Source organism: Novosphingobium sp. 17-62-19, from assembly GCF_002256775.1.
In the GTDB taxonomy this organism is placed as follows: domain Bacteria; phylum Pseudomonadota; class Alphaproteobacteria; order Sphingomonadales; family Sphingomonadaceae; genus Novosphingobium.
Genome location: NZ_NCII01000099.1, coordinates 1 through 22,589 on the forward strand (window position 1 = coordinate 1; position 22,589 = coordinate 22,589).

The 22,589-nt window shown below is 62.9% G+C and carries 18 protein-coding genes and 1 pseudogene; 13 read left to right on the forward strand and 6 right to left on the reverse strand.

Translation table 11 applies throughout. The annotated features are described in order from the left end of the window. From B7X90_RS15800 to B7X90_RS15825, 6 genes are all read left to right on the forward strand, one after another. A partial coding sequence (locus B7X90_RS15800) for a peptide chain release factor-like protein (protein ID WP_292626005.1) occupies positions 1-556 on the forward strand: 556 nt, incomplete at its 5' end. A gap of 42 nt (positions 557-598) precedes the next feature. Then, entirely contained in the window at positions 599-1,465 is an 867-nt protein-coding gene (gene prmC, locus B7X90_RS15805; RefSeq protein ID WP_292626008.1) for a peptide chain release factor N(5)-glutamine methyltransferase, read from the forward strand. A 205-nt stretch (positions 1,466-1,670) separates the two neighbouring features. Then, positions 1,671-2,678 carry a DUF4167 domain-containing protein gene (locus tag B7X90_RS15810; protein WP_292626033.1) on the forward strand — a complete coding sequence of 336 codons (1,008 nt, stop codon included), beginning with the start codon at positions 1,671-1,673 and terminating at the stop codon, positions 2,676-2,678. A 60-nt stretch (positions 2,679-2,738) separates the two neighbouring features. Continuing rightward, positions 2,739-4,334, forward strand: a complete 1,596-nt coding sequence (lnt, locus tag B7X90_RS15815; protein ID WP_292626009.1) for an apolipoprotein N-acyltransferase — start codon at positions 2,739-2,741, stop codon at positions 4,332-4,334. Between the two features lie 74 nt (positions 4,335-4,408). Beyond that, positions 4,409-5,614: a methionine adenosyltransferase gene (gene metK, locus B7X90_RS15820; RefSeq protein ID WP_292626011.1), complete on the forward strand. Its 1,206-nt coding sequence runs from the start codon at positions 4,409-4,411 to the stop codon at positions 5,612-5,614. Positions 5,615-5,859: 245 nt separating this feature from the next. After that, positions 5,860-6,474 carry a hypothetical protein gene (locus tag B7X90_RS15825; protein WP_292626013.1) on the forward strand — a complete coding sequence of 205 codons (615 nt, stop codon included), beginning with the start codon at positions 5,860-5,862 and terminating at the stop codon, positions 6,472-6,474. A 3-nt stretch (positions 6,475-6,477) separates the two neighbouring features. Here B7X90_RS15825 and B7X90_RS15830 read toward each other — a convergent pair whose 3' ends face one another. Beyond that, positions 6,478-7,779: an acyl-CoA dehydrogenase family protein gene (locus tag B7X90_RS15830; RefSeq protein WP_292626014.1), complete on the reverse strand. Its 1,302-nt coding sequence runs from the start codon at positions 7,777-7,779 to the stop codon at positions 6,478-6,480. Next, positions 7,779-9,110: a phosphotransferase gene (locus B7X90_RS15835; protein WP_292626016.1), complete on the reverse strand. Its 1,332-nt coding sequence runs from the start codon at positions 9,108-9,110 to the stop codon at positions 7,779-7,781. The genes B7X90_RS15830 and B7X90_RS15835 overlap by 1 nt, the downstream gene beginning before the upstream one ends. A gap of 227 nt (positions 9,111-9,337) precedes the next feature. Here B7X90_RS15835 and B7X90_RS15840 point away from each other — a divergent pair, with 227 nt between their 5' ends. Further along, positions 9,338-10,306 carry a serine hydrolase gene (locus tag B7X90_RS15840; protein ID WP_292626018.1) on the forward strand — a complete coding sequence of 323 codons (969 nt, stop codon included), beginning with the start codon at positions 9,338-9,340 and terminating at the stop codon, positions 10,304-10,306. Positions 10,307-10,625: 319 nt separating this feature from the next. On the opposite strand, the gene B7X90_RS15845 is transcribed toward B7X90_RS15840, so the two are convergent. Then, positions 10,626-10,808: a hypothetical protein gene (locus tag B7X90_RS15845; RefSeq protein WP_292626020.1), complete on the reverse strand. Its 183-nt coding sequence runs from the start codon at positions 10,806-10,808 to the stop codon at positions 10,626-10,628. On the opposite strand from B7X90_RS15845, the gene B7X90_RS15850 reads away from it, so the two are divergent. Both B7X90_RS15850 and polA read left to right on the forward strand, forming a co-directional pair. Continuing rightward, positions 10,807-11,037 carry a hypothetical protein gene (locus B7X90_RS15850; RefSeq protein WP_292626021.1) on the forward strand — a complete coding sequence of 77 codons (231 nt, stop codon included), beginning with the start codon at positions 10,807-10,809 and terminating at the stop codon, positions 11,035-11,037. The two genes, B7X90_RS15845 and B7X90_RS15850, sit on opposite strands and share 2 nt — an antisense overlap. Then, positions 11,034-13,871 carry a DNA polymerase I gene (gene polA / locus B7X90_RS15855; RefSeq protein WP_292626023.1) on the forward strand — a complete coding sequence of 946 codons (2,838 nt, stop codon included), beginning with the start codon at positions 11,034-11,036 and terminating at the stop codon, positions 13,869-13,871. The genes B7X90_RS15850 and polA overlap by 4 nt, the downstream gene beginning before the upstream one ends. 150 nt (positions 13,872-14,021) lie before the next feature. On the opposite strand, the gene B7X90_RS15860 is transcribed toward polA, so the two are convergent. Continuing rightward, positions 14,022-14,720, reverse strand: a complete 699-nt coding sequence (locus tag B7X90_RS15860) for a hypothetical protein (RefSeq protein WP_292626025.1) — start codon at positions 14,718-14,720, stop codon at positions 14,022-14,024. A gap of 174 nt (positions 14,721-14,894) precedes the next feature. On the opposite strand from B7X90_RS15860, the gene B7X90_RS15865 reads away from it, so the two are divergent. Continuing rightward, positions 14,895-16,403 carry a YifB family Mg chelatase-like AAA ATPase gene (locus B7X90_RS15865; protein WP_292626027.1) on the forward strand — a complete coding sequence of 503 codons (1,509 nt, stop codon included), beginning with the start codon at positions 14,895-14,897 and terminating at the stop codon, positions 16,401-16,403. 190 nt (positions 16,404-16,593) lie between these two features. Here B7X90_RS15865 and B7X90_RS15870 read toward each other — a convergent pair whose 3' ends face one another. Continuing rightward, complete coding sequence (locus B7X90_RS15870) at positions 16,594-16,842, reverse strand: GlsB/YeaQ/YmgE family stress response membrane protein (protein WP_292626029.1); 249 nt, start codon at positions 16,840-16,842, stop codon at positions 16,594-16,596. A 572-nt stretch (positions 16,843-17,414) separates the two neighbouring features. Between B7X90_RS15870 and B7X90_RS15875 the strand changes: the two genes are divergently transcribed. Then, complete coding sequence (locus B7X90_RS15875) at positions 17,415-19,319, forward strand: ribonucleoside-diphosphate reductase subunit alpha (RefSeq protein WP_292626035.1); 1,905 nt, start codon at positions 17,415-17,417, stop codon at positions 19,317-19,319. Between the two features lie 211 nt (positions 19,320-19,530). Here the strand turns inward: B7X90_RS15875 and B7X90_RS15880 are convergent, their stop codons facing one another. Next, positions 19,531-19,800 carry a DUF2171 domain-containing protein gene (locus B7X90_RS15880; protein ID WP_292626030.1) on the reverse strand — a complete coding sequence of 90 codons (270 nt, stop codon included), beginning with the start codon at positions 19,798-19,800 and terminating at the stop codon, positions 19,531-19,533. A gap of 261 nt (positions 19,801-20,061) precedes the next feature. On the opposite strand from B7X90_RS15880, the gene B7X90_RS15885 reads away from it, so the two are divergent. Continuing rightward, complete coding sequence (locus tag B7X90_RS15885; RefSeq protein ID WP_292626031.1) at positions 20,062-21,117, forward strand: ribonucleotide-diphosphate reductase subunit beta; 1,056 nt, start codon at positions 20,062-20,064, stop codon at positions 21,115-21,117. Between the two features lie 85 nt (positions 21,118-21,202). After that, positions 21,203-22,155 (forward strand): annotated as a pseudogene (locus B7X90_RS15890) (DNA cytosine methyltransferase). The last annotated feature ends 434 nt before the right edge of the window (positions 22,156-22,589 follow it).

Genomic DNA, 22,589 nt, shown 5'->3' on the forward strand with positions numbered 1-22,589 from the left:
GCTGAAGTTCGAAAGTGGCGTCCACCGCGTGCAGCGCGTGCCGGTGACCGAATCCGGCGGGCGCATCCACACCTCTGCCGCCACCGTCGCCGTCCTGCCAGAGCCTGACGAAGTGGACATTCGCATCGAGGACAAGGATCTGAAGATCGACGTCTACCGCGCCAGCGGTGCAGGCGGGCAGCACGTGAACACCACCGATTCGGCGGTGCGCATCACCCACTTGCCCACCGGCACCGTCGTCACCTGCCAGGACGGACGCAGCCAGCACAAGAACAAGGACAAGGCGATGCAAGTGCTGCGCGCCCGCCTGTTCGAGGCGCAGCGCGATGCCGCGCAGGGCGAAGAGGCCGAGGCGCGCAAGGCGATGGTGGGATCGGGCGACCGGTCAGAGCGCATCCGCACCTACAACTTCCCGCAAGGCCGCGTGACCGACCACCGCATCAACCTCACGCTCCACCGCCTGCCCGAAGTGCTGGAAGGGACGGGGCTGGCGGAACTGATCGATGCGCTGATCGCAGAGGACCAGTCCAAGCGGCTGGCCGCGCTAGATGGGTAGAGCTTTGGCTCTCAAAGCCCCCTCCTCTGAAGAGGAGGGGGAGTGAACGTCGCTACTTCCCTCCGCACCGCTGCCGAACGCCTCTCCGCCACCTCGGATACAGCCCGGCTCGATGCAGAACTGCTGATGGCCCATGCGCTGGGCTGCACCCGCACGGACGTGCTGCTGCGCCACATGCAGGCCGAAACGCCAGCCGTGTTCGCCGCGCTGGTCGATCGCCGCCTCACGCACGAACCGGTCGCCTACATCACCGGCAGCGCCGAATTCTACGGCCTCGAACTCACGGTCAGCCCCGCCGTGCTGATCCCGCGCGGGGATACCGAAACGCTGGTCGAGGCCGCGCGCGAAGCTTTCGCCCAGCGCCAGCCACCCCGCCGCATCCTCGACCTTGGCACCGGCTCTGGCGCGCTCCTCCTCGCCGCCCTCTCGCTTTGGCCCGATGCCGAAGGCGTGGCCATCGAACGCTCGCCCGAAGCCCTCGCCGTGGCCCGCGCCAACGGCCAGCGCCACGCACCAGCCGCCCGCTTCCTTTCCGGTGATTGGACCCAATCCAACTGGGCCAGCGATCTGGGTCAGTTCGACCTCGTCCTGTCCAACCCGCCCTATGTCGAGGACGCCGCCGACCTTGCCCCACAGGTCCGCGCCCATGAACCCGCACAGGCGCTGTTTTCCGGCCCGGATGGCCTTGACGATTACCGCATTCTGATCCCGCAAGTGCCCAGCCTGCTTACAGAAAACGGCATTGGCATCATAGAGATCGGCTGGGCCCAAGGGCAGGCCGTCAGCGCTCTCGCAAACGCCTCCGGCCTGTCCGCAAAACTGCACCGGGACCTCGCCCTGCGCGAAAGGGCAGTGGAAATGGCGAAAATGGCCAATATTCTGCTTGGCAATAGCGCTCCGGCCCACTAATCGTGTTCTCAGGCAGGGGATGGATGAGGCTTCCCGTCCCGGCCAGCTCCACCATTTGCAGGGATGAACGACCAATTGGTCGGGATAAGCGCAGATGCTGGAAACCCCGATTCGCCCATCGCTCAGCGTGGGGTGGGCCGGTGGCGGAGGGTTTCGCTGCAATACCCTTGCACCAAGTTTTCAAGAGGCCGCCTCAATTAAGGAAGTGCCCGAGTTGAATAACAATCGTGGTAACAACAACCGCCGTCGGGGGCGTAGCAATAATAATCGTCCCCAGAATGGTGGTCAGCAGCAAAACCGGATCGATAGTCGCGCACGGGGCAATGCTCCCCAACTGCTCGAAAAGTATCGCAAGCTTGCGCAGGACGCCCACATGAATGGCGATCGCGTGCAGGCCGAATACTATCTGCAGTTTGCCGATCACTACTTCCGCGTGCTTGCCGACGCGCGCGTCCGGCAGGAAGAACAGCGCGCCCGCCCGAACGGTGGCGAACGTTGGCAGGGACAGGAGCAGGACGGCGAAGACGACGGCGGTGATTTCAGCGTCGAAGGCGATTTCCTCGGCTTCGATCGCCCACCGACCCGGCGTGAGCGTGAAGAACGCGAAGAACGGCCTGAGCGAGCCGAGCGCCCCGAACGTAACGACCGCCCCGAACGCGGTGAACGTCCTGAACGCAGTGAGCGTCAGGAAGGTCGCCGTGACCGCGAAGATCGCCCGCGTGAGGATCGGCCCCGTGAAGATCGTCAGCGCGACGACCGGCCCCGTGAAGACCGCCCCCGTGACGACCGCAACGAAGGTCGGCGTGATGGCAACCGTCGCTTTGACCGCAATCGCAACCGCGACGCTGAAGCCACTCCGGTCGAAGCGCTCCCCGGCGAAGGCGTTGCCGCGATTGAAGGTGAGCCGATCACCGAAGCGGCAGAAAATCCCTTCGTTCGCGAACCGCGCCCCGCGCGCGGCCTGCGTCCGCGTACCGAACGCCGCCCTCGCGCTGCCAAGGATGCGGCGAAGGGTGAGGATGACGCTCCGGCAACGCTCGATGCATCGTTCCTGCCACCTTCGATCAGCATAAAGCCTGAATCCGAGGCGGCTCCTGCCCCTGCGGCCCCGGCGCCTGCTGCGGCCGTAGAAGAGGTGGCTCCTGCACCCAAGAAGCGCGGTCGCCCGCGCAAGGTCGTGGCAACCGAAGCCAGCGAACCTGTTGAAGGCTGACATTTGACGCCGGTTCTGGCCGCTTGCGGTCAGAACCGGCGCACCCCATAGCGGGTGGGCATGAGCCGCTTTAGCCTCCCCACCCGCCTGATCCCCCTGCGCCCGATCTCTCGCGACCATTTGCTGACCATCGCCGCCGGTGGCCTTGCCGCCTGCGGGTTCCAGCCGCTGGGCCTGTGGCCGCTGACGCTGGCGGCACTCGCATGGCTGATCCACCGGCTCTATGTGGTGAAAACATGGCGGCAGGCGCTGCTCACCGGCTGGCTGTTCGGCGTGGGGCACTTCACCGTGGGCAACGGCTGGATCGCCAAGGCCTTTACCTATCAGGCCGAAATGCCGGCATGGCTCGGTTGGGTCGGAGTGCTGCTGGTGGCGCTCTACCTTGCGGTTTATCCGGCCATCGCCACGCTGCTGGGCTGGTGGCTGGCCAATACGCGCCGCGCGATGCTGCTGCCCGCCTTTGCGGCATCATGGATCTTTGCCGAATGGCTGCGCGCGTGGATGTTCACCGGCTTTGCGTGGAATCCGCTGGCCATGATCACGCTGGGCGGGTTTGACCGCCCCGGCCTTGCGCTCGCTGCGCAGTGGACGGGTACATATGCGCTTTCGGGCCTTGTCATCGTGCTGGCCGGCTGGTGGCTGTTTGCCCTGTGGTCCTGGCGGCAGCAGCAGAAATGGGCGGCAGTGGCCTATGCGCTTGCACCCGCAGTGCTGATGGTTCTGCCCCTGCACGGCGAACGCCGCGAAGGCACGCTGGCCTACACGCTTGTCCAGCCCGATGTGCGGCAGGACGTGCTCAACGATCCTGCCAACTATGAGAATCAATTCCAGCAAACTGCCGCATTGTCTTTGGCCCGCAAACCGGGTGAGACGCGGCTCGTGCTCTGGCCGGAAAGCGGCGTGCCAGATTTCCTGCGTCCCGGCTATGCGCAGTTCTGGTATGATCAAACGACTTATGGTGGGGACCCTGCGCTGGCGCGGGAACGCTTGGGCCGTGTGGCGGGCAAGGGCGGGCTGCTGCTGACCGGCACAACGGACATTGCCATGCAGGGACCAAAAGTGGCGGGGGCCTGGAACGTGGTGACCGCGCTCGATTCGGGGGGCACGATTCGCGGCTCTTACGCCAAGGCACATCTGGTGCCTTATGGCGAATACCTGCCCATGCGCGAGATTCTGGAGCCCATCGGCCTGTCGCGGCTGGTGGCAGGCAGCCTCGACTTTTTCGCAGGGCCGGGGCCGCGCACGCTTGATCTGGGCGCGCACGGCAAAGCCGGAATCCAGATCTGCTACGAGATCATCTTTTCGGGTGAAGTGGTCGACCGGGCGCATCGGCCCGACTACCTGTTCAACCCCTCCAACGATGGCTGGTTCGGCAGCTGGGGTCCGCCGCAACACCTTGCGCAAGCACGGATGCGCGCGATCGAGGAAGGGCTGCCGGTGCTGCGCTCCACCACCACCGGGATCAGCGCGGTGATCGATGCCGATGGCGTGGTGCGTCAGCATGTGCCGCCGCTGCGCGCAGGGCGGCTGGATGGCAAAGTGCCGCCCGCCCATGCGCCAACGCCGTTCGCCATGTTCGGCAACATGCTCGCGCTTGCTTGGGGCATAGCGCTTCTTTTCATCGCACTGGTTGCAAGCGCTACGCGGAAACGCTAAGCGGGGACAGACATAAAGGTTTCTTTATATCGCCTCTGCCCGTTTCGGGCACGGCCATCAGCATAGGACCGCCAATGCGCAGCGATTACCTGTTCACTTCCGAAAGCGTTTCCGAAGGCCACCCGGACAAGGTTTCCGACCAGATCAGCGACGGCATCGTCGACCTGTTCCTGTCGAAGGATCCCGAAGCCCGCATCGCTTGCGAAACCCTCACCACCACCCAGCTCGTCGTCCTCGCCGGTGAAATCCGCTGCAAGGGCGTTTACGAAAACGGCGAATGGGCACCGGGCGCGCAGGAAGAAATCGAAAAGACCGTGCGCGATACGGTCAAGCGCATCGGCTATGAACAGGACGGCTTCCACTGGGAAAAGTTCGAATTCATCAACCGCCTGCACGGCCAGTCCGATCACATCGCGCAGGGCGTAGACGCGGCTGATAACAAGGACGAAGGCGCAGGCGACCAGGGCATCATGTTCGGTTACGCCACCGACGAAACGCCCGACCTGATGCCGGCAACGCTGTACTACAGCCACAAGATCCTTGAGCGCATGGCGGCCGACCGTCACTCTGGCGCGGCCCCGTTCCTCGAGCCTGACGCCAAGAGCCAGGTCACGCTGCGCTATGAAGGTTCGCTCCCGGTTGCTTGCACCGCCGTCGTCGTCTCCACCCAGCACGCGCCGGGCTATGACGAAGGCGACAAGGAAGCCGAACTGCACGCCTATGTGAAGCGCGTGATCGCCGATGTGATCCCGCCGGTGCTGCTGCGCGACACGACCTACTACATCAACCCGACCGGTTCGTTCGAAATCGGCGGCCCCGATGGCGACGCTGGCCTGACCGGCCGCAAGATCATCGTCGACACTTACGGCGGCGCAAGCCCGCACGGCGGTGGCGCGTTCTCGGGCAAGGACCCGACGAAGGTTGACCGTTCGGCTGCCTACATCACGCGCTATCTGGCGAAGAATGTCGTGGCCGCTGGCCTTGCCACGCGCTGCACGATCCAGATCGCCTATGCCATCGGCGTGTCCGAGCCGCTTTCGCTTTATGTCGATACGCATGACACCGGCTCGATCGGCGATGACAAGATCGAAGCGGCGATCAAGGGCATTGCCAAGCTGGGCGGCCTGACGCCACGCGGCATCCGCACGCACCTTGGTCTCAACAAGCCGATCTATCAGCCGACTGCGGCCTATGGCCACTTCGGGCGCAAGCCTGACGGTGACTTCTTCCCGTGGGAACGCACCGATCTGGTCGACGATCTGAAGGCCGCTCTGGCCTGAAATCCTGAAGTGCGCCTGGATGCACCAAACTGCACCTAAACGCACCTGAAGGACACCAAACGGTCCGCTTCGCAACTCGAAGCGGGCCGTTTTGCGTTGATGCGCGCTGTAGCCAATTTTCCCTGTCCATCCGTTCGTGTCTCGACTTCGCTCGACACGAACGGGGGTTGTTGGGTTTCATCTCCATTTTCCTACAAACCGACTCTGCGCGCACGACTCTGGTTTTTGGACGGAGTCGGACCCTCATGCGCGAACTCACCCCCCGCATCGCACTTGAACTGATCGCCCACGAAGGCATCGTGACCGAAGCCTACAAGGACAGCGTTGGCGTGTGGACCTGGAGCGTCGGGATCACCGATGCGAGCGGACACAAAGTGTTCCCGCGCTACAAGGACAAGCCGCAGCCGCTGGAGCACTGCATTGGCGTGTATCTGTGGCTGCTGCGCGAAAAGTACCTGCCCCCGGTCCTCGCCGCCTTTGGCAAGCACGACCCCAGCGAGGCGGAACTGGGCGCGGCATTGTCTTTCCACTGGAACACCGGCGCGATTGCGCGGGCGAGCTGGATCGGGCGGTTCGTGAAGGGCGATGTGGACGGCGCGCGCAAATCGATGCTCGACTGGGCGCGGCCCAAGGAACTGCTGGCGCGGCGGCGCAAGGAGCAGGCGCTGTTCTTTGACGGGCAGTGGAGCGAGGAAGGGACGGCGCTGGTCTATGGCGTCGCCAAGCCTTCATACAAGCCGGTGCGGGGAAAGCGGGTTGAGGTGCGGGCGTTGGTTGAGGGGCTGTTTGCGGATGCACCAGCGCCCGCTCCGGTGGCAGTGGCCGAGAAGAAGACGTGGTTTGATCGGCTGTTTGAGTGACCCCTACCCGAACTTCCCCTTCCTCGGCCCGAGGTATCCGAACAGGAACGCGCCTACCTTGCGGATCTGGATTTCCTCGGCGCCTTCGGTGATGCGGTAGCGGCGGTGGTGGCGGTAGATGTGTTCGAAGGGTTTGTGGCGGGAATAGCCGATGCCGCCGTGGACCTGCATCGCGCGGTCCGCCGCTTCGCAGACCAGCCGGTTCGCCCAGTAATTGCACATCGATACCTTGTCCGACAGTTCGCGCTCAATGCGCTTGTGGCCGCCTTCTTCGGCCTCCAGCCGGTCCATGTCCCACGCGGTCTTGCGGATCAGCAGGCGCAGCATCTCGCACTGGGTGGCGAGTTCCACCAGCGGAAACTGGATCGCCTGATTGCGCGCAAGTTCCTCGCCGAAAGGCTTGCGCTCGCGGGCATAGCGCACCGATTCCTCGACGCAGAACGTGGCCGCGCCCAGCGATGAGGCGGCCTGCCGGATACGGTTCTGGTGGACGAAGCTTTGCGCGATGGACAGGCCGCCGCCGACAGGGCCGAGGATCGCGCTATCTGGCACCCAGACGTTGGTGAACGACACGCGCGGGTGGTCTGTGGGCATGTTGAACGTCCAAAGGTACTCCTCGATCACCAGCCCCGGCGTGGGGTTGGGCACCAGGAAGCAGGTGATCCCGCGTGCATCGCCATTTTCCCCGCTGGTGCGGGCGAACGTGGCGCAGTGGGTGGCCACGTGCATTCCCGTGGTCCACATCTTTTCGCCATCGATGCGCCAGCCCGCCACGCCATCGCGCACTTCGGGCACGGCGCGGGTTTCCATGTGGGTGGCGTCCGATCCGTGGTTCGGCTCGGTCAGGCCAAAGGCGGTGCGGCGGGTGCGGGCAAAGCCGCCGTTGATGAATTCGGCCTTCTGCTCATCGGTGCCGAAATGTTCGAACATGGCGACGAAGGGGAAGTTGCCGACGATCGAATGTTCGTTCTGCAGATCGTTGTGCAGGCCAAGGCCCTTGGCAGCAAAGTGTTCGCGGATGACCGCCATCCAAAGGTTCTGGCCATCCTTTCCGCCGTACTTCTTGGGCGCGGAAAAGCGCCAGTGTCCGGCGGCATCGGCGCGGCGCGTGGCTTCGATCAGCAGTTCTTCCCATTCGTGGCGGGGGAGGCCACCGTTGTCGAAATCGGTGCGCGCCCATTCGCGGCGGTGATCGAAGAAGCGCACGTTGTCGTCCGCCTGCTCCAGCGGCTTGATCTCGGCGTCGATGAAAGCGTCGAGTTCGGCGAGGTAGGCGACGAGGTCGGGGGGAAGGTCGAAATCCATCAAGGGTGCTCCCAGAGCGTGCGGGCGGCGGCGAGCGCCGGATACTTGGGCATGTCGGCGGAAAGGGTGGATAGCGCGCGGGCGCGCAGGTCTGCCAGCAGGCCGGGGGTGGCGAGGGTCTGTCGGCCTGCCAGCAGATCATCGGCCAAGGTCTTGTCGGCGGGGTTTGCGCGGGATGTGAGTTCACGGCGGACGATGCCGAGCGCGTTTTGCGCGACGGCCAGTTCCCAGCGCTCACGGCCTTCCAGCTTGTTCTTCACCGTGGCGGCGAGCCATTCCGAGACGGCGGTGAGCATTTCGGCAGCGGTCGGCTCGCCCATGCTGGCAGGCGATTGTAGCGCGGCGGGAGGTAAGGGGCGGGTACGCTCGACCTCTGGCGCTTCGCTTTCCAGCAGCAGCAGCAGGTCGAGTTCCTGTTCGGCGCAGCGCCTTGCCACGACCACGCGTTCCAGCGACCGGTCTGTGCCACTGCGCCACGCCTGCCCCATCGAAAGGCAGCCCAGCGCCCACCAGACGGTGCGATAGACCAGCCAGAAGCGGAAGCGGGCGGGGTTGAAGGCCTCTCCGCCTGCTGACGTGTAGGCACGGGCCAGCGTCTCCACGTCGGTGAGGCCGAAGCCTTGCTTGTCGAGCCGCCCGAATCGCCACACGGTCATGCAGCCATAGGCAAGGTCCTCGTGACCATCGCCCAGATGCGCCAGTTCCCAATCGATGACGCCCGCAAGCCGTCCTTCGTGGACCATCAGGTTGCCGATGCGGAAATCGCCGTGGACCACCACCGGTTTGGCGGGCGGCGGCAGGTTGGCGCGCAGCCATGCCAGGCCCAGCGCAATCAGGGGGCGGTCGCCTCCTGTTTCAACGAATTGACAGGCGAGCGACTCGACGCCTTCGGCGGGATCAAGCCAAGGCAGGAAGGCGAGGTCGGTGGGGTTGAGCGCGTGGGTCCGCGCCATTGCCTCCGCTATATCTTTGGCCAATGCGGGGGGCGATGAAAGGGCGGATTCAGGATCGGCAGTGCCGGGCAGGCAACGCATGATGAAGCCGATGCCAAGGCCGTCTTCGGCAGTGAGTTCGGCCATGACTTCGGGTGCCTTCACGCCGGCGGCGTGGGCGCGGCGGATTATCTCGGCCTCCCCTGCCATGTTCAGCGGACGTGCGGCGATCCATTCAGGCGAAGGCGCGCGGCGCAGGACGAAACGCTGATCCCCATGTTCGCTGGCGCAGGCGAAGAGCCACGATTCCATGTTGGCCCCGCCGGTCAGGCGTTTCAGACCAGAGATCGATCCCGGCACGCCTGCGCGGCGCATCACGGCTTGCAGCAGTGCTTCCATAGCCTCTCCAGCCTGCGGCCATTTTGCCGCTGGGAGGACTATTCTTAACCGTCCAATTAAAGTCCAGCGCGAATCATTGTCGAAACGCATGAAGGCTTTTGGTTCCGTTGGATCGGTTCATCCGCGCTACGTCTGCGCCGAGATGATCGAAAAGGCACTTTGCCGCAGAATCACAAACGGTTAGGTTTGTTAAAGACGCATAAACCGGGATCGGGGTAAATGAGGGCATGAAGTTTCGTACCGCTCGATTCGTTGCCGCTCTGTTCACAGCAGTGCCCGCGCTTGTTGCCACTGTTCCGCAGGTGCAGAGCCGTGATGCGATTACGCTGCAGGACCAGCGTGACCAGATCATCCAGCAGCAGGTTGCCGCCATTGCCGCCGAAGGGCGCGGGCGGATCGGCGTTGCCGCGATGGATCTCGATGGCGGCGGGCAGATCTTCGTCAACGGTGACATGCCGTTCCCGATGGCCAGCACCGCCAAGATCGCGGTTGCGGCCACATTCCTTGAACAGGTTGAGAAGGGCAATTACCGGCTGGACCAGCAGTTCCCCATGATGTTGCGGGTGGCCGAGAAAGGCACACCCAGCCCAGAAGCGCCGCTGCGCCCCGGCAGCGTGATGACCGCGCAGAGCCTGATGGAGCTGATGATCACCCGCAGCCACAATCAGGCAACCGACGGGCTGATCAAGGTTGTTGGCGGGTTTGACAATGTGAATCGCTGGTTGACGCGCAACGGCATCACCGGTCAGCGGCTGGACCACACGATGGCCACGCTGGTGCGCGATGATGGCAAGGTCGATCCCGCCAAGGTGATCGACACGCGCACATCCAGCACGCCACGCGCCATGATTGCGCTGCTGGCGGCGATTGATCGTGGCGGGGTGCTCAGCCCCGAAAGCCGCGCGGTTCTGCTTGATACGATGACCCGCACCAGCACCGGCAAGACCCGCATCCGCGCGGGCGTGCCCGAGGGCACACTGGTGGCGCACAAGACGGGGACGCTGTGGGGCGTGACCGACGACGTGGGCATCGTGCGGCTGCCTGACGGGCGGCATCTGGCAGTGACGTTCTTTGTGACCGGGCCTGAGGGCCATGCGGCCCATGCCAAGCTGATCGCGCGGATGATGCGCACGATCTATGATGGCTATGCCACGCCGCTGGGCAATGGCACACAGGACCTTGTCCGCCGCCGCTGATTTGGGTGGAATATACTGACGGCAGTGCTGTGGGGCTTCATTTCACGCAGAGACGCGGAGGAAGCAGAGAGCGCTGAGCAGAAGCGCTTGCGGCAAAGCCGCGCTTGTCATTGATCTTTGGGTTCGACGCCAGATTTGCAGGAATGAGCGGCCTGACGGCCATCCGCTGTGCCGCTCAGCGCTCTCTGCTTCCTCAGCATCTCTGCGCGAAACTCTTCCTCCCGCAATGCTTGGCACAAGCCCATCACGCAAAGAGAAAGGGGCGCGGTCCGAAGACCACGCCCCTTCTATCTCATGTAATCTGCCGTGAAGGCAAAAATTACATAGCAGCTTCAGAAGCTTCAACAGCAGCTTCCGACGCTTCAACTGCGGCGCCCGAAGCTTCAACAGCAGCTTCAGTTGCTTCAACAGCAGCTTCGGTGGCTACTTCAGCCGGCTTTTCCGAGCAGCCAGCGAGAGCGAAGGCGGTGCCGGCGACAGCGGCGAGAATGAGCTTGCGCATGCGTTACAATCCCTGGATTGAAGGTAGACTTCGCGACCCAATTAATCGGCAATTCATCGCGTTGCAAGCACAAGACGAACGTAATCTGTCTCAACCTGCCTATCGCGCGGGCGGGCTTGCCTTTTTTTCGCCCGATTTCCGGGGGTTTCGGCCGTGTAAAATGTTGCAACAAAGTTGCGGCAGCAACCCGATGACGCAGGGCAATTGCCCTGCTAACACCCTTGCATGAGCGAAAAACAGCATCTCTATCTGGTCGATGGATCGGCCTACATCTTCCGCGCCTATCACCGGCTGCCGCCGCTGACGAACCCGCAAGGAACGCCGGTGGGCGCGGTATATGGCTACACCACGATGCTGTGGAAACTGGCTGAGGACCTGCACAAGGCCGATGGGCCGACGCATCTTGCAGTGATTCTCGACAAGGCGGGCACATCGTTCCGCAACGATCTGTACGATCAGTACAAGGCCAACCGTCCGCCCGCGCCTGAAGACCTTGTTCCGCAGTTCCCGCTGATCCGCGATGCCACGCGCGCGTTCAGTCTGGCCTGTATCGAGGAAGAGGGACTGGAAGCCGACGATATCATTGCGTCCTATGCCCGCGCGGCCACGCTGCGCGGCTGGGACGTGACCATCGTTTCGTCCGACAAGGATTTGATGCAGCTCGTCGGCAAGTGCGGTGTGGGCGGGGGCTGCATCGACATGCTCGATACGATGAAGAACCTGCGCATCGACATTCCCGAAGTGGTCGAGAAGTTTGGCGTACCGCCCGAGAAGGTGGGCGACGTGCTGGCCCTGATGGGCGATTCGGTGGACAACGTGCCCGGCATTCGGGGCATCGGGCCGAAAACGGCGACGAAGCTGATTCAGGAGCATGGCGATCTCGAATCGGCGCTGGCCGCTGCGCCGGGGATGAAGGCGAGCAAGCTGCGCGAGAGCCTGATCGAGCAGGCCGACATGGCGCGGCTATCGCGCGTGCTGGTGCAACTCAAGGAAGACTGCCCGCTGCCGGTGCCGATTGAGGACTTCAAGCTGGACGTGATCCCGCGCGATCCGCTGGCAACGTTCCTTGAGGAGCATGGCTTTACCAGCCTGCTGCGGCGGCTGGACGACGGCAAAGGCAGCCCAGGGCCGAAAACGCAGCTCAATCCCGCCAAGGTGGACAACGCCGGTGGGACTGCTGCGCCTGCGGGTGAGCGCATAGCCTTGCCATCATGGCCTGCGGTGGACCGTGAGGCCTACCATTGCGTGCAGACGATGGAAGCGCTGGAGGAATGGATCGCCCGCGCCTTTGCAGCGCGCGTGGTGGCGGTGGATACCGAGACCAGTGCGCTGGATGCAATGCGGGCCGATCTGGTAGGCGTGAGCCTTGCGCTGGGGCCGAATGACGCCTGCTATATCCCGCTGGGCCACGGCGGGTCTGACATGTTTGCCGAGAAGCCCGATCAGGTGGATCGCACGCAAGCGATTGCCGCGCTCAAGCCGCTGCTGGAAAGCGAGGCGGTGCTCAAGGTCGGGCAAAACATCAAGTACGACCTGAACGTGCTGGCGCGGTACGGCGTGAACGTTGGCCCCATCGACGATACGATGGTGATGAGCTTCTGCCTTGATGCAGGGCGCAGCGAAGTGGGCGTAGGCGGGCATGGCATGGACGAACTGTCCGACCGCCATCTGGGCCACACCACGCTGGCCTTCAAAGACCTGTGCGGCAGCGGCAAGAAGGCAATATCCTTTGCCGAGGTGCCGTTGGCCGATGCCACGCGCTATGCCGCTGAGGATGCGGACGTCACGTGGCGGCTGCACCGCCTGTTCCAGCCCCGGCTGGTCGATGAAGGCGGGATGCGCGTTTATCAGCGCGTGGACAGGCCGCTGGTGCCGGTTGTGGCCATGATGGAGCGCAATGGCATCAAGGTGGACCGGGAGCGTCTGGCGGGCCTCTCCGCCGAATTCGCGACGCAGATCGCGCGGCTGGAAGGGGTGATCCACGAGAAGGCGGGCATGGCCTTTACCATCGGCAGCCCCAAGCAACTGGGCGAAGTGCTGTTCGACAAGCTGGGCTACAAGGGCGGGAAAAAGGGCAAGACCGGTCAGTATTCGACAGACCAGTCGGTGCTGGAAGGGTTGGCGGCGCAGGGCGCGGAAGTGGCCACACTGGTGCTGGAATGGCGGCAGCTTTCGAAGCTGAAATCCACCTATACCGATGCGCTGCAGGCGGCGATCAATCCCGATACCGGGCGGGTGCATACCAGTTACAGTCTGGTGGGCGCGCAGACGGGGCGCTTGTCGTCCAACGACCCGAACCTGCAGAACATCCCGATCCGCACCGAGATCGGCCGCCAGATCCGCGATGCCTTTGTGGCAGAGCCGGGCAACGTGCTGCTGGCAGCGGACTACAGCCAGATCGAACTGCGGCTGGCGGCGCACATGGCAGACGTTCCGGCACTGAAGGAGGCCTTTGCGGCGGGGGAGGACATTCACGCGCGCACCGCACGGGAAATGTTCGGGCACGTGGACCGTGATACGCGTGGGCGGGCCAAGACGATCAACTTCGCGATTCTCTACGGCATCAGCCGCTGGGGGCTGGGCGGACGTCTGGGCGTGAGTGCGGACGAGGCGCAGACGATGATCGACCGCTATTTCGAACGCTTCCCCGGCATCCAGCGCTATATTCACGAGACACTGGAGAGCGTGCGCGAGCGCGGCTATTCCGAGACGCTGTTCGGCCGCAAGACGTGGTTCCCGCGCATCGGTTCAAAGAACCAGGCCGAGCGGCAGGGCAGCGAGCGCGCCGCGATCAACGCGCCGATTCAGGGAACGAGCGCCGACATCATCAAGCGTGCGATGGCGCGGATGATGCCTGCTTTGGCCGAGGCAGGGCTGCCCAACGTGCGGATGCTGCTGCAGGTGCACGACGAACTGGTGTTCGAACTGCCTGAGGGCGACGTGGACGCGGCCAAGCCGGTGATCGAGCGGGTGATGGCGACGGCGGCTGAGCCATCGGTGACGCTGACAGTGCCGCTGGGGGTTGAGATCGGCACGGGGCTGTCTTGGGGGGCGGCGCACTGAGGCGCATCCTTCGACAGGCTCAGGATGAGCGGGCTTCGACAGGCTCAGGATGATGCTTCGACAAGCTCAGCATGAGCGGGTTGGAGTTTCAACAGGGGACCAAACAAGACCCGCTCGTGCTGAGCCTGTCGAAGCACGCCAACCGGCCTCTCAGTTCAGCGCCGCAAACTTCTGCAGATCGCCGGTGCCAAGCATCAACACGTCCTCATGCGGGACCGAGTTGGTCAGGGCATAGAACGCCGCGGCCTTGTCGGCAGGCAGGCCCATTTCGCGGTAGTAGTCGACATAGGCGCGGTTGACCGGGTCGTTCGCGGCAAAATCGTCCGGTTCGCGACCGTCTTCGTCCAGCCACGCATGGACCACGAACGAGGCATCGGGTGCAGCGCTGCGGGTGGCGCCTGCGAGGAACAGTTCGACCGCGCCTGAGCGCACCGAGCCATGTTCGGGCACGTGCGTGGCGATGCCTTGCGCGCGGATCATGCGGCCAAGGCGGAGGTTGGCGAAATCATCGACCGTGCCGGGGCAATCGGGCATTTCCAGCACGCGGATGCCGGGATGGGCGCGCAGCATCTTCTGGAAATCGGCGGGGGAATAGCTGTCGGTTTCGGCCACCAGCGCGGCGCGGGTGCCGTCAAGCACTTCGAACGGGCCGAAGCTGGCCACGCCCTGCACATCGGCGCGAGTCAGGCCGACGATGCGTTCGGAACCGGGTTCGAAGACTTCGACGGTGGTCGTTTCGGTCCAGGTGACGCCGTCTTCCACCCACGTGCGCGTGCTGACCTCGCGCGCCGATGCCGGTTGGCAGGCGAGCAGGGCGCAGAGCGCGGGCAGGGCGAGGCGGCGAAGCATGGCCTTTGCTTTGGGGCCAAGCGGATTGCCGAACTGCCAAGGAACGCGGTTAAATTGCGTTCATTGTGTTTGTTGCGTGACCCCCCAAATGCCTCGAAAATGGCGCGATCCTCACGCTTTCGCTTCCCCCCGCGCACTTGGCTCCGCATTGTCCGCCCGTACACAGGAGGATGAATGGTCGCGCTGGTTTCCACGGTTGCCTATCTGGGGCTGGAGGCGCGCGGGGTGGAAGTGCAGTGCCAGGTCTCGCCCGGAATGCCCGCGTTCAAGCTGGTGGGCCTGCCGGACAAGGCCGTGGGCGAAAGCCGGGAGCGGGTGCAATCGGCGCTGTCTGCGCTGGGCCTTGCGCTGCCGCCAAAGCGGATCACGGTTAACCTTTCGCCTGCCGATCTGCCCAAGGAAGGTTCGCACTACGATTTGCCGATTGCGCTGGCGCTGCTGGCGGCAATGGGCGTGATCGATCTGGAACAGATTGCCGATTACGTGGCCGTGGGCGAGTTGGCGCTGGATGGCCGCGTGCTGCCTTCGCCCGGTGTGCTACTGGCGGCTATCCACGCTAGCGGGCAGGACAAGGGGCTGATCTGCCCCGCAGCGCAGGGGCCAGAGGCGCGCTGGGCAAGCGGGATCGACGTGATCGCCGCGCCGGACCTCATCGGCCTGCTCAACCATCTGAAAGGCACACACCGCCTGCCGCAGCCTGCGCAAGGCGTGGCCGAGCCTGCGCGACGGATGGCCGACCTGAAACAAGTGAAAGGGCAGGAAACCGCCAAGCGCGCGCTGGAGATTGCGGCGGCTGGCGGACACAACCTGCTGATGATCGGGCCGCCGGGTGCGGGCAAATCGCTGATGGCATCGTGCCTTCCGGGTATCCTGCCCGAACTGACGCCTGCTGAGGCGTTGGAAGTGTCGATGGTGGCCTCGGTTGCAGGCACGCTGGAGGATGGGCGGATCAGCCGCGCAAGGCCGTTCCGCAGCCCGCATCATTCGGCGTCGATGGCGGCGTTGACCGGTGGGGGGCTGAAGGTCCGCCCCGGCGAGGTGAGCCTTGCGCATCTGGGCGTGCTGTTCCTTGATGAACTGCCCGAATTCCAGCGCGCTGTGCTCGATTCGCTGCGCCAGCCGCTGGAGACGGGCGAGGTGACGGTGGCGCGTGCCAATGCGCACGTGACTTTTCCGGCGCGGGTGCAGTTGATTGCGGCGATGAACCCTTGCCGCTGCGGGCATCTGGGTGATCCGGCGCTGGGGTGCAGCCGCGCGCCGCGCTGTGCGGGGGACTATCAATCCAAGGTTTCAGGCCCGCTGCTCGACCGGATCGATCTGCATGTTGAGGTCGATCCCGTGTCAGCCGCCGATCTTGCCCTCCCGCCACCTGCCGAGGGTTCGGATCAGGTGGCTGCGCGCGTGGCGCGGGCGCGGGCTGTGCAGGTGGCGCGGCTTGAAGGGAGCGGAATGCGCAGCAATGCCGAATTGAACGGCGACATGCTCGATACCCACGCCACGCCAGACGAGCCGGGGCGCAAGCTGCTCGCCCAAGCCGCCGAAGCGATGCGCCTGTCCGCGCGCGGCTATACCCGCATGTTGCGCGTGGCGCGCACGATTGCGGACCTTGCGGGGGCGGAGATGGTGGGGCGCATTCATGTGGCCGAGGCTTTGAGCTATCGGCGGATCGCGCCGCGGGCTTGATGCGGGTTGGTTCACGCAGAGGCGCGGAGAAGAAGGGATGCCGCGCATGGCCGCAAGGCCATTTTCTCCTGCAAACCTTACGGCATATGCGCTGTAGTGGATGGAGAGCGGCTTTGCCGCAAGGGCAGACGCCTCAGCGTCTCCCCTTTTTCTCCGCGCCTCTGCGTGACCCCCTTTTCTGCAGACGCCGTTAGAGACTGCGCCCGATAAAGATCAGCACCATCGCGCCGATCACGGAGGCGAGGCACCCTGCGCGGTTCACACCTTCGCCAAAGGTGCCGCCTGAGCGCCAGCTGGCGAACAGGCCCGCAACCAGCGCGCCACCGACGCCGAGCAGGATTGTCTTGAGCAGGCCCAGGTCGACCGCGCCGGGATAGAAGAACCTTGCGAGGACGCCGACGATCAGCCCGGTGAACACGATCGAGATGAGATTCAGCACGTAGGCACTCCATTCCTGTGGACACCTCTTATGGTGCCGGTTGACGGGTTCTTGTCCACAATTTGCTGATGCGGACCAAAAATAATCCGACGAGCGACATTTCCCTCTTGCAGTGCCGCTCTCTCCACGCGTCGCTGCACTGCAGCATGAGTTTTGGAGCGACGAAGCGAATCGGGTTTGCGACGAAACGAGTCCAACACAGGTTCATTACCCTCTTGTGTCAGATTCAGGTTGAGGCACTATAGGTTGTGGTCAGGCTTCAGGGGGACCTCTAAACCTAGTTTGGAGAGCTTGGGCGTGTTTTTCGCGCGTTGACAGGACTTTGCCTGCGCGAAGGGCAATATGACCATGATTTGAGAATTTCGGGAGCGCGCGGTTGCGGGACAATGTTGTTCCACTTTCGTTCCGCTTCCTGTAGGATCGGCAAGCGCCCGATTCGAGTGCGGATTTATCGCCCGGCCATTTTTGCCGGGATGCGAAACGGGGATTGCGACGTGGATTTCAGGAATGGAGACGGCTCCGTGGTTGCGCAGGACGAACTGGCGCTTGCTGGAGAGGCTAAGGCGATTGATATGAACACCAAGGACGCAGGCAGCGATGCGCTGGTCGCCGGGATGGCGGCATCGGTTGTTGCCGCTGCCATGGCTGCGCCGGTCAGCGATTCCAAGAAGGTCAATCCGCGCCGCTTTACCATCGTGACCGATGACAGCCGCGATGCGCGCCTGACCGATTTCGGCAAGGATACGCTGGACGACCGCTATCTGCTGCCGGGTGAGAAGTATCAGGATCTGTTCGCGCGCGTGGCCGATGCCTATGCCGACGATCAGGAGCACGCCCAGCGTCTGTATGACTACATTTCGAAGCTGTGGTTCATGCCCGCAACGCCGGTGCTTTCGAACGGCGGCACCGGGCGCGGTCTGCCGATCTCGTGCTATCTGAACTCGGTGGATGACAGCCTTGAAGGAATCGTCGCCACCTGGAACGAGAACGTCTGGCTTGCCTCGCGCGGGGGCGGCATCGGCACATACTGGGGCCAGGTGCGCGGCATTGGTGAGAGCGTTGGCCTGAATGGCAAGACCAGCGGCATCATTCCTTTCGTGCGCGTGATGGACAGCCTGACGCTGGCGATTTCGCAAGGATCGCTGCGCCGCGGGTCGGCCGCGTGCTATCTTGATGTGTCGCACCCGGAGATCGAGGAGTTCCTCGAAATCCGCAAGCCGTCGGGCGATTTCAACCGCAAGGCGCTGAACCTGCACCACGGCGTGTTGCTGACCGACGAGTTCATGGAAGCCGTGCGCGATGGCCGCGAACATCATCTGCGTTCACCCAAGGACGGGTCGATCCGCAGCACGGTGGATGCGCGTGCGCTGTTCCAGAAGTTGGTCGAAACCCGCCTTGCCACGGGCGAGCCGTACATCGTGTTCAGCGATACCGTGAACCGCATGATGCCCAAGCATCACCGCGATCTGGGGCTGAAGGTTTCGACATCGAACCTGTGTTCGGAAATCACCCTGCCCACGGGTCGCGACCATCTGGGCAATGACCGCACGGCGGTGTGCTGCCTGTCGTCGCTGAACCTTGAGACGTGGGACGAATGGAACGGCGACAAGCTGTTCATCGAAGACGTGCTGCGCTTCCTCGACAACGTGTTGCAGGACTATATCGACCGCGCGCCGAACGAGATGGCCCGCGCCAAGTATTCCGCCGCGCGCGAACGCAGCGTCGGCATGGGCGTGATGGGCTTCCATTCGTTCCTGCAAATGAAGGGCATCGCGTTTGAAAGTGCGATGGCCAAGGCGTGGAACCTCAAGATGTTCAAGCACGTCGCCGCCAAGGCGGACGAGGCTTCGCTGATGCTGGCGCAAGAGCGCGGGCCGTGCCCCGATGCGGCTGACATGGGCGTTATGCAGCGCTTTTCGTGCAAGATGGCGATTGCGCCGACCGCGTCGATCTCCATCATCTGCGGCGGCACGTCTGCCTGCATCGAGCCGATCCCGGCGAACATCTACACCCACAAGACGCTGTCGGGCTCGTTCGTGGTGAAGAACCCGTACCTGCAAAAGCTGCTGGCGGAAAAGAGCAAGGATTCCACCAATGTGTGGAACTCGATCCTCGAACATGGCGGATCGATCCAGCACCTCGATTTCCTCAGCCCCGATGAAAAGGCGATCTACAAGACCAGCTTCGAGATCGACCAGCGCTGGCTGCTCGAATTTGCCGCTGACCGTACGCCTTTCATCGATCAGGCGCAGTCGTTGAACCTCTATATTCCGGCTGACGTGGACAAGTGGGATCTGATGATGCTGCACTTCCAGGCGTGGGAAAAGGGCATCAAGTCGCTCTATTACCTGCGTTCGAAGTCCGTGCAGCGTGCAGGCTTTGCAGGCGGGGTTGAGGCGGACAACACCTCAGCCGCGCCGGTGATGGCGCTGGCAGCGGGTGAGACTGACTATGAGGAATGCCTGGCCTGCCAGTGATGGCGCGCCAGTAGCCCTTGTCCTTGCCATGATGAATTCGGCAGCCTTCGTTCGTCTTGAGACGGTCGCCCAGCTGCCGGAGGTCAGGAAAAACGCCCCGCTTTGCAGCGAGGCGCTCTCCGGCCGTTGTTCACAGCCTGGTCCCGAAGGGGGCGGGACGTTTCTGCAACCCCGCAAGGAGCCGCAGAAATGCCGCGCCATCCTGCAGGGTCTATTTTTCTTCGAGCATACCCCAGGCGACATCGCCGTTGGCGGACAGTCGCACCTTGTCGCCCTCGACTTCGGCGATCAGTCCGCTGGAGAGGTAATGATGGTGGCCCGAATGGGTTCCGCCTTCATGACCTGCATCATTGTCCCTCTTGGTCAGTTTGATGCGGTCCCCGTCCATGTGGTCGACCGTGCCGACATGCGTGCCGTCAGCGCCGATCACTTCCATGTGTTCGCGGATCTGGGTGGACCAATCGCGGTTGTCTTCGGCCATGATGTTTCTCCTGTAGAGGCAAGCGGTTCTGCCGCTCGTGTCGTTGTTCGATCAACCGCCTCGGCCCCCGCCCGTTCCGCCTGCAACAACCCGGCCACGCCAGTGCGAATGCACCTCGCGCCAGTCGGAGGGGACCTGCCCCAAAGCGCACGATTCCCATCGGTGGAAAACCCCGGAACTATCCCCGGCGCAGGCCCTCGCCCGCCTTTCGCCGCGCGCCGCCAGACCTTACATTAAAAGAATCAGCACAGGACACCGCCCATGCCTCTTCTTGAAGCCCGCAACACCTACAAGCCCTTCGAATATCCTTGGGCCTATGAATTCTGGAAGCGTCAGCAGCAGGTGCACTGGCTACCCGAAGAGGTGCCGCTGGGCGAGGATTGCCGCGACTGGGCGCAGAAGATTTCCGAGCATGAGCGCAACCTGCTGACGCAGATCTTCCGCTTCTTCACCCAGGCCGACGTGGAAGTGCAGAACTGCTACCACGAACAGTACGGTCGCGTGTTCAAGCCGACCGAGATCAAGATGATGCTGACCGCCTTTTCCAACATGGAAACGGTGCACATCGCGGCCTACAGCCACCTGCTCGACACCATCGGGATGCCCGAAAGCGAATACGGCATGTTCCTCGAATACGAGGAGCTGAAGGCCAAGCACGATTACCTGCAGACCTTCGGCGTGGACAACGATGAGGACATCGCCCGCACGCTCGCCATGTTCGGCGGCTTTACCGAAGGGCTGCAGCTGTTTGCCAGCTTCGCCATGCTGATGAACTTCCCGCGCTTCAACAAGATGAAGGGCATGGGCCAGATCGTCACATGGTCGGTCCGCGATGAATCGCTGCACTGCGAAGGCATCATCAAGCTGTTCCACACCTTCGTGAAGGAACGCGGCTGCCTGACCAAGGCGGTGAAGGAAGACATCATCGACTGCTGCCAGAAGACCGTGCGGCTGGAAGATGCCTTCATTGATCTGGCGTTCGAACAAGGCCCGGTCCCGGGCATGAGCGCCAAGGACATCAAGCGCTACATCCGCTTCATCGCCGACTGGCGCCTGAACCAGCTGGGCTTCCAGCCGATCTACATGATCGAAGACCACCCGCTGCCATGGCTCGCCCCGCTGCTGAACGGCGTGGAACACGCCAACTTCTTCGAAACCCGCGCCACCGAATATTCGAAGGGCGCCACCAAGGGCGACTGGAACACCGTGTGGAGCAGCTTCGACAAGCGCCGCAGCGCGAAGTCGGCGGCGAATGCGGAAGTGCCGGCTGAGGTTGAGGTGGATATGTTTGGCGGGACCGGGATTGCGGCGGAGTGAAGCATCCGTTTCTGGGGAAACCGGGCGAGGCGTGATTGACTAGAACGTAACAAGAACTTAACCTGCCGCCAGCAGGAGCAATACGATGCAATCCATAGAATTTTGCGCTGGAGCTGGCGGACAGGCACTGGGTCTTGAGCAAGCTGGATTTCAGCACACCGCCCTCGTGGAAATCGAAGCGGATTTCTGCAAGACTTTGCGCCTTAATCGCCCGCAGTGGGACGTCCGTTGCGAAGATATGAATGCTTTTGATGGACGACAGTTCAAAGGCGTAGGTCTGATGGCGGGGGGCTTCCTTGCCCTCCATTTTCCGTTGCGGGCAAACAGCTAGGGCAGTTGGATGAGCGCAATCTGTTCCCCGCTGCGATCCGTCTGATTGACGAAATTCGGCCAAGGGCAGTCATGATTGAGAACGTGCGCGGATTTCTGTCGCCAATGTTTGAAGAGTATCGTCTTTATTTGAAATCCGAATTCTGCAAACTCGGCTACACTGTGGATTGGCGTTTGCTCAATTCATCGGATTTTGGAGTTCCGCAATTGCGGCCCCGCGTAGTGATCGTCGCGCTTAAAAGCGACTTGGTTGATGCCTTCGATTGGCCCGAAGTTAGGCCGCACAACCCGTCAACCGTTGGCGAGACGCTTAAAGAAATGATGGCTGCCAACGGCTGGCCGGGCGCAGAACGATGGGCGCAGCAGGCGAATGACATTGCGCCGACTATTGTCGGCGGTTCAAAGAAGCATGGCGGGCCTGATCTCGGCCCGACACGTGCAAGGAAAGCTTGGGCAGCGCTTGGCGTCGAGGGACGCACCATTGCGGCAGAAGCGCCAGCAGCAGATTTTTGTGGGATGCCGCGACTGACTGTGGATATGGTTGCCCGTCTGCAAGGCTTTCCGTCTGGCTGGCAATTCTATGGCCGTAAGACGACTGCTTATCGGCAAGTCGGCAACGCTTTCCCTCCACCAGTAGCGTGCGCTGTAGCCAAGAACATAAGAATCGCATTGTCGGTACAGAAGCTTTTCAGGGCAAAGGTTGCTTGATGGGTGCGCGAGATTCACTTCGGGATTTTTTCTGAGCAATTTGGGGCGCGTCTTGGATTCCGAAGAGTTGCGCATTGCTTCAGGCGGAATAAGCGAGTGGGCAAGGCGCATACGCGAATTGCGAAATGAGGAGGGATTTCAAATCCTGACGCATAACGACCGCTCCGACCTCAAGCCAGGTCAGTATTTGTTGGTGACCGCAAAGCCGGAGCCCGCATTTGCTCGCGGTATTTCCAAGGAAACTCGCGCCATTGTGCTCGACCGAAACGGCTTTACATGTCAAATGTGTGGCGCTGGTGCGGGTGAGCCTCACCCTTTCGATCTTACTCAGAAAACTAGGTGTTTAGTCCCGGATTGTGATGGTCAGGCTTGACGTTAAAGATTTCGGGCTTTGATTGCCAGAGTTGGTCGATTGCTTGGTAGGGTGTTTTGAA